Raw genomic sequence first — 13,099 nt, forward strand, 5'->3', positions numbered from 1 at the left:
CTTATTATTATGAAAATTATTTTGCATGATTAAATAAAATTATAGCATTAATAGTTATCATAATTCTGCATTGATTGTGGCTAAGCTATCATTTTATATCTTTTGTTGAGCTTATATATAGATTTTGACAAATACTAATAATTGTTTTTCATTTTGGCAAAAAATGCTAATATATCATTGTTATGACTGTAATTAATTATTGGCAAAAAATTAGCAAACGCTTAATTATCAAAACCGCTTTATCGCACTTATTATTAGGTGTGATTGCTACTGGATTTGGGTTTCACCAAGAAAATGCATTGCCTGCTCAACAGCTGATTTCTCAGGTTGATATTATTGCTATTACTGCAATAGTACAAGAGCATCAACCCCAATTAAAAATTAAACCTCAAACATTCGTCTCATCACAAAAACAGTATTTTGATAAGCAAATTCTTTTACAAAATAACGATGCTCTTTGCCTAAATACAACCATTAGATTATCACCAAATAATGGAATAAGAGCTGGTCCTCACGCTGCCATATAAAGAGTTTATCACTCAATTAAATGAATTTGCCCTATTATAAGGCTATAAGCCTTTATTATTTGTATAAAAAGAATAAGAGAGAAGTTATGTTATTAAAATTATTAACAAAAGTATTCGGTAGCCGTAATGATCGCGTATTAAAAAGTATGCGCCAGCGAGTTGAAAAAATTAACGCACTTGAACCAACAATGGAAGCATTGTCAGATGCAGAGCTAAAAGCAAAAACGACAGAGTTTAAACAAAAAGTTGCAGCAGGGACCAAATTAGATAATATTTTAGAAGAAGCTTTTGCTGTAGTTCGTGAAGCAAGTAAGCGCGTATTTGGCATGCGCCATTTCGATGTTCAGTTAATTGGTGGTATGGTATTAAATGAACGATGCATCGCAGAAATGCGTACTGGTGAAGGTAAAACCTTAACAGCGACATTACCAGCCTATTTAAATGCGTTAACGGGCAAAGGTGTGCACATCATTACGGTCAATGATTACTTAGCGCAACGTGATGCAGAAAATAATCGTCCTTTATTCGAATTTTTAGGCTTAACTGTCGGTATTAACCTACCTAATATGCCGCCACAAATAAAGCGAGAAGCTTACAATGCAGATATCACTTACGGCACGAATAATGAATATGGATTTGATTATTTACGTGACAATATGGTGTTTAGCAAAGATGCTCGTGTACAACGACCACTTTATTATGCTTTAGTCGATGAAGTTGACTCAATATTAATTGACGAAGCAAGAACACCGCTAATTATTTCAGGACAAGCTGAAGATAGTTCCGATAGATATATCAGTATTGATAAGATTATCCCTTATTTAATTCGTCAAGAAAAGGAAGACTCTGATCAGTTTCAAGGCGATGGAGACTTTTCAATTGATGAAAAATCACGCCAAGTTAACTTAACTGAACGAGGATTAATAAAAGTCGAAGAGTTATTGATTAAACAAGGCATTATGAAGAGTAATGAATCACTTTATGCACCAAATAATATTGTTTTAATGCATCATGTTAATGCTGCTCTACGTGCCCATCATCTATTTCACCGCGATGTTGATTATATTGTTAAAGATAACGAAATCATCATTGTTGACGAACACACAGGTCGAACAATGGAGGGACGTCGTTGGTCTGATGGATTGCATCAAGCAGTTGAAGCGAAAGAACATGTTAAAATCCAAAATGAGAACCAAACACTTGCTTCAATTACATTCCAAAACTATTTCCGATTATATGAAAAATTAGCTGGTATGACAGGCACTGCGGACACTGAAGCATTTGAATTTAATCAGATTTACGGTTTAGATACAATTGTTATCCCAACTAATCGTCCTATGCAAAGAAAAGATCACCCTGATCTTGTTTACATAACTGAAATAGAAAAGATCAATGCAATTGTAGCTGATGTACAAAAATGTGTAAAAACAGGACAACCTGTTTTAGTTGGAACAGCTTCAATCGAAAAATCTGAACTAGTCTCACAAGCATTTAAAAAAGCAGGAATTAAACACAATGTGCTAAATGCTAAGTTCCATGCTCAAGAAGCCGAAATCATTGCTAATGCTGGGAGTAAAGGAGCAGTTACTATTGCAACTAACATGGCGGGGCGAGGTACCGATATTATGCTTGGCGGTAACTGGCAAAATGATATAGCAAAAATTGAAAACCCAACACCTGAAGATATCGAAAAGGCAAAACAAGCGTGGCAAACAAAACATGAAGAAATTTTAGCACTAGGTGGATTATATATTTTGGGTACAGAGCGTCACGAATCGCGCCGTATTGACAACCAACTACGTGGTCGTGCTGGCCGTCAAGGCGATCCAGGTGCTTCTCGTTTTTACCTATCACTTGAAGATCCATTAATGAGAATTTTTGCATCTGAGCGTGTGGGTAACATGATGCGTAAACTAGGTATGACAGATGAAGCTATTGAACACCCATGGGTAACAAAAGCAATAGCCAATGCGCAGAAGAAAGTTGAAAACCGCAATTTTGATATCCGTAAACAACTTCTTGAGTATGATGATGTCGCCAATGAACAACGTAAAGTAATTTATCGTGAACGAAACGACTTACTTGATAATACCGATATCAAAGATACTATTGATTCAATCCGAGGAGATGTATTCAATACCCTAATTGACCAATATATTCCACCGCAATCAATTGAAGAAATGTGGGACATTTCAGGGCTTGAAGTAGCGCTAAAAACAGATTTTGATTTGGATCTACCAGTGGCAAAATGGCTAGATGAAGAGCAAAATTTACATGAAGAAACATTGCGTGAACGCATCTTACAAATGGCAAAAGACAGGTACTTAGAGAAAGAAAATATTGCTGGTGCTGACGCATTTAGGCAGTTTGAGAAAAGTGTTATGTTACAAACACTTGATACTCTTTGGAAAGAACATTTAGCCGCCATGGATTATTTGCGTCAAGGTATTCATTTACGTGGCTACGCGCAAAAAGATCCAAAGCAAGAATATAAACGCGAATCATTTAATATGTTTGCTAGCATGTTAGAATCGTTAAAATATGATGTTATTGGTATTTTAAGCCGTGTGCAAATTCGTTCACAAGAAGAAGTTGATGAAGCAGAACGCCAACGTCTAGCTGAAATGGAAAAACTAATGGCTAAGCAACAAGCTAATCATGAGTCAGTAGTGAGCATGAGTGGTGAAAATGAAAGCCAATCAGTAGCTCAACCGATAATGCGTACACAAGCTAAAGTTGGGCGCAATGATCCATGCCCTTGTGGTTCAGGTAAAAAATATAAACACTGCCATGGATCTGTTCAATAAGATAATAATTTAGTATGATTGAGCAAAATTGATGCTTAAATCGTCGATTAAGATCGACAAGAACTAAAAGGGAAAGGTTAAGCTTTCCCTAACCTAACTCATAGACAAACACAATTATGAAAAAACATACTGAAATTGCTGTAGGTATTATTCGTTCACAAAATTGTCAAATTTTTATTACCCAACGCGGTGAAGATTCCCATCTAGCGGGATTTTGGGAGTTTCCTGGAGGGAAAATAGAAGCAGGAGAAATACCCTATCAAACCCTACAACGTGAAATTGCTGAAGAAGTTGATATTCATATCCACCAAGCCCAATTCTTAAAAACAGTCGAACACAGTTATGATGATCGCGATATTACTATCTATGCTTATTTAGTAGAAGAATGGGATGGTGTTCCTTTTGCAAAAGAAGGGCAACCCAGCCGTTGGGTAGATCAGCAAGATTTAAATGCTGATGAGTTCCCTGATGCTAATCGACCAATTATCGAAATGCTTAAAAATTTGGATAAACAAATTTAGCCCATTTATAATGATTTAGTTTTAATTGCCTTTCTCATTATGCAATCTTATGTTTTAATGTGAGGGTATTTTTAATTTTTCATTATAAATTAATATGCCATATAGAACTACATAACAAGAGAGTTATACTGTGCACATTACTATCAAATTAAACTTTTAACCATAAACCGAAAGTCTTAAGCAACAAACTGAACAAAAACATACTAATCATATATTTTTATGGAAGATTAATTATGTGCTAGGAAACAAAATTTACATAATATATAATGCCGAGAATTTTTAATGTTACTTATCATTAAAAATTGCATTGTTAAAAATAATATTAAGGTTTTAATTGTTATGAAAGAATATAAGGTAGTTGTTTTCCAAGAAGGCGCATTGTCTTCATTACTTTTAGGCTCAGCGAATGCTAACGAGGTTAAATTTTCCGAATTTTTAAATCAAAATGCTAAAGATGGCTGGCGTGTAGTGACGATGGAAAAAGATATGCGTCGTTTATTTTTATTTTGGAAAAGGGAAGCCTATTTAATTGTAATGGAACGCGAACGCAACTAAGCTTACCTCTATAGGGGATAAGCTGATACCAGATTGGGAGACACAATATATCTATTAATTATATTGTATCTCCCACTAAATATGCTTAATTAAGCTTAATCAATTACTATATTACCTATTGTCAAAAAGCTTAAGAAAGTACTACGCTTCAGTATAAAAAATTTTAAGTATTACGATTTAATTTTTGTTCTGCCAGAGCTAAAAAAACAATACCAATAATAATGAATAGCCCACCAAGCATACGTATAAATGCAATTGGCTCATCAAATGCAATAGCCGAAACCAACATTACCGTAACTAACTGTAAATGAGAAACGGCAAAAGCGGGGCCTACAGGTGCTTTTTTTAATAATATCATCCATGTGACAAATGCTCCAGTATACCCAATAATTACCAAATAAACCCACCTATGAGTAAAAATACGGATAAACCAATCAATGCTCATTTCAAGGGGCATCGCCGATAATGCGGTTAACTTAAAGCTTGTTTGACCAAACGTATCAAAAAACAATAGTAAGATAAACCCAATAATATAAAATTTTTTCATTACGTAAGTCCAACCAAAACTACGCCTATCGTAATAAAAAGGATACCAATAAGACGAAAGCTCGTCAGATGTTCCTTAAATAAAATCCGACCAGCTAGCATAACAGTAATCATATTAAATGATCCCAGTAATATTCCTTGAGATAATGGCACAGAGCTTAAAAAAGCTAGCCAAAAAATACAGCCAATAAAGTAAGCAGCAAAACCTAGCCATAACCAATAGTTACCAAAAAGTTTTTGCCAATAACGCAGGCCTTGCGTATCTTTGGAATTAATCGCTGCATATTTAAATGCAATTTGCCCGACAGTATCGCAGGCAATATTAATTAACCAAAGAGTAATGATCAAGATTGACACTGTTGACAAAACCCATGTATTTCTAGCACACTATGTTTGATTAAAAAATCAGATTGCTGTGCTAAATTTTTGAATTGATATTCGATATCTTGTGAATGTTTTTCGATGATCTGTTGGCATTTATCGCAAATAAATAAAATTGAAATATGTTCGGGATCTTGGAAATGTGGACAAATAATATAGCTATTGGTGGACTCCACTTTATGAATAAAACCTTGTTCAAGTAAAAATTCAAGTGCACGATAAATTGTCGGTGGTTTAGCCTGTGGTTCACTGACTTTGAGCAGATCTAAAAGATCGTAGGCACTCATTGCTTTATTTGCTGTCAGCATTATATCTAAAACAGTTCGACGTTGTGTCGTCAGTTTTGTACCTCGATTTTTGCATAAAGTTTCGATTTTTTCAATTAGCAGGTTATGCATTCGGTTTCCTTTGCCTTTCGTCATTGCTTTTTTGAGCGGCTTTTCTTCGTCTTATTTCTTTTGGATCATTGATTAATGTTCGGTAGATTTCAATCCGATCCCCATTTTTAACCAGTTCATTAACATCGCAACGTTTTCCGTAGATGCCAACTAAATTTTCATCTAATTTAATTTGACATTTTGATAAGATATTGGATTTTTTTATTGCTTGCAAGATGTTTGTTTTTTCGTCAACTTCACAATCAATAACTGTTACATTATTTGGTAATGCATAAACAATTTGAATATTTATCATTTTAATATATTTGCCTTGCTCTTTGTGAAAACGCATTGACCATATTAGTCATCAACTCTTTAAATATGGGAGTAAAAGCAATATCTAATAACTTATTTTTAAACTCAAAATCTAAGCTAAAACTAATTTTACTTTGACTTTCACTTATTGAAGTAAATTGCCATTTTCCCGACAGGTATTTAAATGGTCCTTCAAGCAATTTAATATCAATAGAATGTGGTTGATTAATTAAATTTATTGTAGTAAAAGCTTTTTTAAAGCCTAATTTTTCAACTTCAATAAACGCAGTCAACGTATTATCTTGTTTGCTAATAATACCAGTTGCGATACAATCGGGAACAAATTCGGGATATTTGGTAATATCATTGACTAAACTAAACATTTGTTCTATAGAATAAGGTTCAATAACCTCACGAAAAACATGTGCCATAAGAAATTAAATAAAAAAATAAAATTAGTAGCATATAATATCATGTAACTCTATAATATAGCATATTATGACTAAGAAAAAATTACACAAGCCGGGTGCGGCAACTATAGCTTTAAATAAACGCGCACGCCATGAGTACTTTATTGAAGAGGAAATTGAGGCGGGCTTATCTCTGCAAGGTTGGGAAGTGAAATCACTACGTGCGGGAAAAGCAAATATTAGTGATAGTTATGTTTTGCTTAAAGACGGTGAAGCATGGTTATTTGGGGCTACTATTACACCACTTAATGTCGCATCAACTCATGTTGTATGCGAACCTATGCGTAATCGAAAATTATTATTAAACGAAAGAGAGCTTAATTCCTTATTTGGTCAAATTAATCGCCAAGGTTATACGGTTGTTGCCCTTTCGCTTTATTGGAAAAACGCTTGGGCAAAAGTAAAAATTGGTGTTGCCAAGGGTAAAAAAGAGTACGACAAACGCACAGATATTAAAGAGCGTCAGTGGCAAGTTGACAAAGCACGGATTATGAAAAACGCTAACCGTTAATAATATGAGCATCGCTCTAACGGTGGCGTATAATTTGTGGTTTGATAAAAAAAGCTTTGTTTTTTAATTCTTTGAATTTAAGTAGAGCATCAATTACATCGACACAAGTGTAAGCCATGCTTTGAAAATCTTGAGCAATAGTATCAATTGGATAGTAAGAATAATTCAGATAAATATTATAATCATAAGAACATAAATAGATTTGTTGTGGTTTAACTTCCACTTCCACTAAATAGCTAAGCACTTCTTGTAATATATTACATGAAGGAGTAAAAATAGCCTTTGGCAGTCGCCCTAATTTTTTGTGAAGCTGTTTGAGTAATTCATATCCTTTATTGGGACAATAGTCATCACTCACTAACCATTGTGAGTTAACGCTTAATCCAACCTGTTGAAGACCTTTTTTAAAGCCTTGCAATCTGGCTTCTATTGAAGTTAATTGTGTATCACATCCAATGAAATAAAATTCGTCTAATTGTTTAGCATATGGATAAATTAACTCTGCAACAGAGTGTAATGATTCACTCGTGATAAACGGCAATGAAGTATCTTTAATATAACGATCGAAAAACAATACTGGCGTATTTTGATTAATATCAACATAAAACTCATCACTATTTAATGAAGTAACAACGATCATAGCATCAACTTTTCGTTCAACTAAGTTTTGTGCCACTTTAATTTCTATTTCTTTATTATAATGACTACAAGTTATTAATAATTGTATGTTTTTTTGCCTAAATGAAGATTCTAAATAGTGCAGAAACATAGAAAAAAAAGAATTAGACATGTCTGGAACTATCACGCCTATGGTATCCGTACTATTTGCTTTAACCAGATATTGGCGAATATGGGCTTGATCACTGTACTGTTCTGCAATGGATAGAACACGTTGCCGTGTTTGTGTTGAAATGCGATATTTTTTATCTCGTTTATTAAAAATATGGCTGACGGTCGTTGCCGACACGCCAGCCAAACGAGCAATATCATTGATTTTTAATTTATTACTCGCCATAGCACTATCTCCTTTATATATTAACGAGGAGTGCGTAGTTGTTTATTAGGAAATATTGGGTTGCTATTAGCCGAAGGGTTTTGGTACCAATACGCAACACTAGCAATATCGTCACAACGCTCATATAATCTTATATCATCGTTACCTATTTGTTGAAATGCAAGTTTAATATTTTTGTGAAATGCAATGGGATCAGGTAAATGCCAACGATATAGCCCATGCATTGGTAGAGCATCATCACCAAAACCGTGTACAGGATTAGCGTCCCCTGTTTGAAAAAAGTCACGAGTTGCATCACGTTTAGTTTGATAAGGATACCCCATAAATAACGTTTGGAAGCACTTAGCTGATGGGCGACCTTGGCTATCACGATTATGAAATGCCCATGCTCCACCAAAATAATCTTCAGATCCTGTTGAATGTTGAGTTGGATATTCGCTATCATCATCAAGGTAAAACTTAAACTCTCCTTCTCCCCACCAGTAACGTTCCAAAGCGGTTAGAGCTAAGTAAGTACCGACATAATAACCATGTCCTTCGATATTATCTAATAGCACATAATCTTCGGCATAATTAGTTACTCGTTGCCTACGCCATTGAGCATGAAAATAAAGTGGAGCCTCAAATGGTTTTGGCATTAAGGCATAATTAATAGTAAAGAAGAAATGCTGTAGATCAGCTTCATGTTCATTTTGAATTTCAATTCTCGCTTTTTTATTAAATGGCATTCTAAAATAACTATTAAATCCCCCTGTAGGATTAACTACGATTGGCATTGAATTAATATCACATCTTGCCCCAAAACCATTACAAAAGAAATCACCAATCGGGCTTTCGACTGATGGCACTGATTCATCATCCCAGTAAATGCGAATAACAACGTCACGTAACACAAAACTACCGCAATGTGTTCTATCAGTTAAGGTAAACCACATATGACGAATTTCTGCAGGTCCTGAAATTTCGGCAATAGTGACTGTTTTACCAGCAGGAATTGAAATGCATCCCTGTCCTTTACGGCTTGGACCTAAAATGCTTGCTTTCATGCAAGATTTACCTTTTTCTCCTGTCATATTTTCTGGCGAAATGGTTCTAGTCTGTTCAAAGTGAAATTGTGTTACTGAATTATATATGTTCATTATCAATCCTTACTAACGTTTATAAAATGCAATTTGTTAAAACTATTTATATTTAAATAATTTTTTTATTTATGTATTTTGCTTTTTTATCACCGCATAAAAAGAAAATAGCAAAAATCATAAATCCTAAAACGACTAACCCAAGATGATTAAATGTTGTTGATGCACCATTGGTATCGTAAAAATCACCGACAAGAGTAGAAAACAAAATAACACCAACAGAGCCTGCAACCTGATAACCGATTAAAAAGACGGTTGCTGAAAGACGAGCATTAAAATTAATATCAATATATTTAAATACGGAAACTAAAATGGTAGAAATTTCTAAACAGTGCATAAGCTTAATGATTGAAATAATGGCAATACTACTAACATGCCCTGTGAGGAAGATGCGAGAAGCTGAAATAAATGCCGCAAAAATCAAAGCATTTTTTGCCCCAACACGATTTACAACAAATGGCACACAAAACATTACAGCAGCTTCTAGAAAAACTTGAAACGAGTTCAAGATACCATATAAGCGATAGCCATCATTTACATCTTCAAATTGCTGAGTAAAATAAACAGGAAACAATTGCTGATCATAGATATTATAAAGACTATAGGTACCAAGCACATAAACAACAAATATCCAGAATTTTTTTAGCGCAAAGACAGACATAATTTCGTTAAAACTTAATTTGTCCTTTTTCTGAAAAATCGCTTCTGATGATTTGCTTAAATCTGGTTTAAAATTAAAATTTAGAATCATAAAACAGATTCCTACGACTGATGCAGCCCAGAAATTCAAATGAGGATTTATGCTAATCAAAATACCAGCAATAAAAGTACCTACAGCATAAGCAATACACCCCCAAGTGCGACATTGACCAAATTCAAATCCAAATGCTCGGCTAATTTTTTCACAATAGGAGTCAATTAACCCCATTCCAGCAACCCAACCAAACCCCAAAAAGAAACTACCAAAAATAACGCCGATATAAAAACTATGCCGTAATAGAGGTTCATAAACATAAATTAATGCAGGAGCAGCACAAGTAATAATGATACTTTGAAACCAGACAAGATGTTTTTTCAGAACTAATTTATCCTGATAAACACCATATACAATCATAATAATTAGTGAAATAAAATAGTTAAATGAATAGATAATACCAGTTTGTTTTGCGGTTAAACCAATTTCTTTGCTTAACCATATGGCATAAAAAGAAAAAACAAAACTACCTGCAGCGTAATACATAAAACTGTAACAGGAAGCGAACCAATAAGTTGGCTTGTTATAAAATGCAGTTGTCATAATTTATCCTATAAAGAGTGAACTACTGCAATTGAGTATGCAGAGCTAAAAATTTAGCTTTAAAAGGTTTATTGGATAAATGTGATCAACATCAAAATTATTTTATTAACTTAGATAAGAAAAATTATTGTAGACAACTTTATTTATAAAAAAATAATAGGTTAAAAAAAAGGAGTAAAAATTTTATAGAAAGAAATAAAACATTATATTTGACTAAATTTTGATATAAGCCGATAGGAAAAATTTTTATGATCTTATTAGCGTTATTTTATATACCAAATAACGCTAATATATACGCATTGACACATTCCGTGATGTCATAATAGGCTAACGTTGATCATCAATAGTAACCCCTGTTGGTGGGGTAAATTTAAATTTATTTAAATCAACTTTACCTAACACTTGGTGAGACAAGTCATAAAAACTACGCTGACCATCTTCTTCAATTATCGTAAAATTTGAGATCATGCCAGTTGGTAAAACTGAAATGACAAAGTCTTGATTAGAACCATCTGTGGGTTTAAGTGTAAATGAATTCTGCTTACGTATTACATTATAAGCATTCCAAATCGGATTATGGCTATCAGAAATAAGTAACATTAAACGATTATCAACGGCTTTTTTCAAACTCATGACACTCACTTGTTCAACTGCTGGCGTATAAACCCAAAGATTTTCACCATCTGAGATAATTGATGTTACATCAGGGTCATTCATTGTCCAATTAAAATAATAAGGCCTTGTTACCCATAAATCGCCTTTTCCTTGTTGAACAAGTTGATTATCGGCAGTTTTTACATCCTGTGAAAACTGTGCATAAAAGCCATCAATTTTATCTAGGCGTTGTTGTAATACTTCTTTATCGTTTGCCCATGCTGACGACATACTAACCAATAACCCAATTAATAATAAAAATTTTTTCATGATAAATCCTTATGTTTGAGTCCTAGAAAATAACTGTATTCTAAAAAAACTGTTAAAAAACTAAATTTAAGTGAGAATATTAGCTTTTTTCGATTTATGCGGAAAGCTATTTTCTTTTTCACTTATTGATTAACAAGTATATAATACGTTTAATATCGCGAAGAATGGATACAGTGTATCATGCCTAGTATGTCTTTTGAATTTACAACTGATGAATTTAAGCCTTTAGCAGCAAGAATGCGCCCACGGATCTTATCACAATACATTGGGCAAACACATTTATTAGGAAAAGAAAAACCACTTTCAAAAGCCATTGAAGCGGGTAATTTACATTCAATGATTTTATGGGGACCACCTGGTACAGGTAAAACCACACTTGCTGAAATTATTGCTCATCATGCGAACGCAAAAGTTGAACGTTTATCTGCTGTAACTTCTGGCATCAAAGATATTCGCCAAGCCATTGAGCGGGCTAAAATCAACCAACAGTCAGGCATTCGCACTATCTTATTTGTTGACGAAGTCCATCGCTTTAATAAAAGCCAACAAGATGCATTTTTACCTTATGTCGAAGATGGAACTGTGACATTTATTGGTGCTACAACTGAAAACCCTTCATTTGAATTAAATTCAGCACTTTTATCTCGTGCACGAATTTATCTACTTAAATCGCTATCAAATCAAAATATTATTGATATTTTGCAGCAAGCAATAAATGATGATGATCGTGGATATGGTAAACAAAATATTGTTTTACCAGAAGAAACCCAAAAACAAATCGCTGAATTTGTGAATGGTGATGCACGGCGAGCACTAAATACGCTTGAATTGTTGGTTGATATGTCTGATGGGAAAGCGCTTACTTCCGAATTACTAAAAGAAATAATGGGAGAAAGAAGTGCTAGGTTTGATAATCAAGGTGATCGTTTTTACGATTTAATTTCAGCTGTACATAAATCTATTCGAGGATCGGCCCCTGATGCGGCACTTTATTGGTATGCAAGAATCATTTCAGCAGGAGGAGATCCCCTTTATGTCGCACGCCGATTACTTGCTATTGCATCAGAGGATGTCGGTAATGCCGACCCAAGAGCAATGCAAGTAGCACTCGCTGCATGGGACTGTTTTACACGTGTTGGCCCAGCCGAAGGGGAACGCGCAATTGCACAAGCCATCGTCTATCTGGCTTGTGCTCCTAAAAGCAATGCTGTTTATCTTGCTTTTAATCAAGCAATGAATGATGCCCAATCTAAAGCAGACTATGATGTTCCTGAGCATTTACGCAATGCACCAACTAATTTAATGAAAAATTTAGGTTATGGTGCGCAATATCGTTATGCTCATAATGAGCCGAATGCCTTTGCTGCGGGAGAAAACTATTTTCCCCCTGAAATGGCTGATACAAAATATTACCATCCAACAATGCGTGGTGCGGAAAAAAATTATGCTAATAAACTAGCATGGATAGAAGAACAAAATCGCACAAGCACCTTACAACGCTACAAATCTAAACAAAATAGCTAATCTGGTGTTCTATTTTTATTGCCTCACACTTATAGCCCTAATTACTTAAATATTTAATTAGCTCTTCTATCCTATAAACAAATATAAAAATCTTTCGAAAGATCTTAACTAATTATAAAATAGGAAATAACAATTATTTTGCTTGTTATTAATTTGTATATACTATAGAAATAAATAATATTAATAATAA

15 protein-coding genes are annotated in these 13,099 nt (G+C 34.0%); 6 read left to right on the plus strand and 9 right to left on the minus strand.

Annotation, left to right across the window (positions count from 1 at the left end; translation table 11 throughout):
* The first annotated feature begins 182 nt into the window (after nucleotides 1-182).
* The 4 genes from A9G28_RS02040 (at nucleotide 183) to A9G28_RS02055 (ending at nucleotide 4,410) form a co-directional block, all read left to right on the plus strand.
* On the plus strand, nucleotides 183-527 hold the full coding sequence (locus tag A9G28_RS02040; protein ID WP_065579605.1) for a hypothetical protein: 345 nt from the start codon (nucleotides 183-185) through the stop codon (nucleotides 525-527).
* 86 nt (nucleotides 528-613) lie between these two features.
* A complete protein-coding gene (gene secA, locus A9G28_RS02045; RefSeq protein WP_065579606.1) occupies nucleotides 614-3,334 on the plus strand; it encodes a preprotein translocase subunit SecA in 2,721 nt (906 codons plus the stop codon).
* Nucleotides 3,335-3,450: 116 nt separating this feature from the next.
* Entirely contained in the window at nucleotides 3,451-3,855 is a 405-nt protein-coding gene (gene mutT / locus A9G28_RS02050) for an 8-oxo-dGTP diphosphatase MutT (protein WP_065567613.1), read from the plus strand.
* Nucleotides 3,856-4,194: 339 nt separating this feature from the next.
* Complete coding sequence (locus A9G28_RS02055) at nucleotides 4,195-4,410, plus strand: DUF4177 domain-containing protein (RefSeq protein WP_065567776.1); 216 nt, start codon at nucleotides 4,195-4,197, stop codon at nucleotides 4,408-4,410.
* Nucleotides 4,411-4,573: 163 nt separating this feature from the next.
* Here A9G28_RS02055 and A9G28_RS02060 read toward each other — a convergent pair whose 3' ends face one another.
* From A9G28_RS02060 to A9G28_RS02080, 5 genes are read right to left on the minus strand one after another with little or no spacing between them, the layout of a single operon-like run.
* Nucleotides 4,574-4,957, minus strand: coding sequence for a DMT family transporter (locus A9G28_RS02060; RefSeq protein WP_065567612.1), 384 nt, complete (start codon nucleotides 4,955-4,957; stop codon nucleotides 4,574-4,576).
* Entirely contained in the window at nucleotides 4,957-5,313 is a 357-nt protein-coding gene (locus tag A9G28_RS02065) for an EamA family transporter (protein WP_065567611.1), read from the minus strand. The genes A9G28_RS02060 and A9G28_RS02065 overlap by 1 nt, the downstream gene beginning before the upstream one ends.
* Complete coding sequence (gene zur, locus A9G28_RS02070) at nucleotides 5,301-5,735, minus strand: zinc uptake transcriptional repressor Zur (RefSeq protein WP_065567610.1); 435 nt, start codon at nucleotides 5,733-5,735, stop codon at nucleotides 5,301-5,303. Before zur ends, A9G28_RS02065 begins: the two co-directional genes overlap by 13 nt.
* The gene (locus A9G28_RS02075; protein WP_065567609.1) at nucleotides 5,728-6,030 is read right to left on the minus strand and encodes an RnfH family protein; all 303 of its coding nucleotides are present in this window, start codon (nucleotides 6,028-6,030) and stop codon (nucleotides 5,728-5,730) included. Before A9G28_RS02075 ends, zur begins: the two co-directional genes overlap by 8 nt.
* A gap of 1 nt (nucleotide 6,031) precedes the next feature.
* Nucleotides 6,032-6,460, minus strand: coding sequence for a type II toxin-antitoxin system RatA family toxin (locus A9G28_RS02080; RefSeq protein WP_065567608.1), 429 nt, complete (start codon nucleotides 6,458-6,460; stop codon nucleotides 6,032-6,034).
* Between the two features lie 67 nt (nucleotides 6,461-6,527).
* Here A9G28_RS02080 and smpB point away from each other — a divergent pair, with 67 nt between their 5' ends.
* Nucleotides 6,528-7,010 (plus strand): SsrA-binding protein SmpB, encoded by a 483-nt coding sequence (gene smpB / locus A9G28_RS02085; protein WP_065567607.1) that lies wholly within the window; start codon nucleotides 6,528-6,530, stop codon nucleotides 7,008-7,010.
* Nucleotides 7,011-7,026: 16 nt separating this feature from the next.
* Here the strand turns inward: smpB and A9G28_RS02090 are convergent, their stop codons facing one another.
* The 4 genes from A9G28_RS02090 to lolA form a co-directional block, all read right to left on the minus strand.
* The gene (locus A9G28_RS02090; RefSeq protein ID WP_065567606.1) at nucleotides 7,027-8,025 is read right to left on the minus strand and encodes a substrate-binding domain-containing protein; all 999 of its coding nucleotides are present in this window, start codon (nucleotides 8,023-8,025) and stop codon (nucleotides 7,027-7,029) included.
* 20 nt (nucleotides 8,026-8,045) lie between these two features.
* The gene (locus A9G28_RS02095; RefSeq protein ID WP_065567605.1) at nucleotides 8,046-9,164 is read right to left on the minus strand and encodes a glycoside hydrolase family 172 protein; all 1,119 of its coding nucleotides are present in this window, start codon (nucleotides 9,162-9,164) and stop codon (nucleotides 8,046-8,048) included.
* A gap of 52 nt (nucleotides 9,165-9,216) precedes the next feature.
* A complete protein-coding gene (locus tag A9G28_RS02100) occupies nucleotides 9,217-10,461 on the minus strand; it encodes an oligosaccharide MFS transporter (RefSeq protein WP_065579607.1) in 1,245 nt (414 codons plus the stop codon).
* A gap of 327 nt (nucleotides 10,462-10,788) precedes the next feature.
* Complete coding sequence (gene lolA / locus A9G28_RS02105; protein ID WP_065579608.1) at nucleotides 10,789-11,385, minus strand: outer membrane lipoprotein chaperone LolA; 597 nt, start codon at nucleotides 11,383-11,385, stop codon at nucleotides 10,789-10,791.
* A 189-nt stretch (nucleotides 11,386-11,574) separates the two neighbouring features.
* Here lolA and A9G28_RS02110 point away from each other — a divergent pair, with 189 nt between their 5' ends.
* A complete protein-coding gene (locus tag A9G28_RS02110; protein WP_141673706.1) occupies nucleotides 11,575-12,909 on the plus strand; it encodes a replication-associated recombination protein A in 1,335 nt (444 codons plus the stop codon).
* Nucleotides 12,910-13,099: the final 190 nt, after the last annotated feature.

Origin of the sequence: Gilliamella sp. Fer1-1, from assembly GCF_001690825.1 — a bacterium.
GTDB classification, from domain to species: Bacteria; Pseudomonadota; Gammaproteobacteria; order Enterobacterales; family Orbaceae; genus Gilliamella; species Gilliamella apicola_C.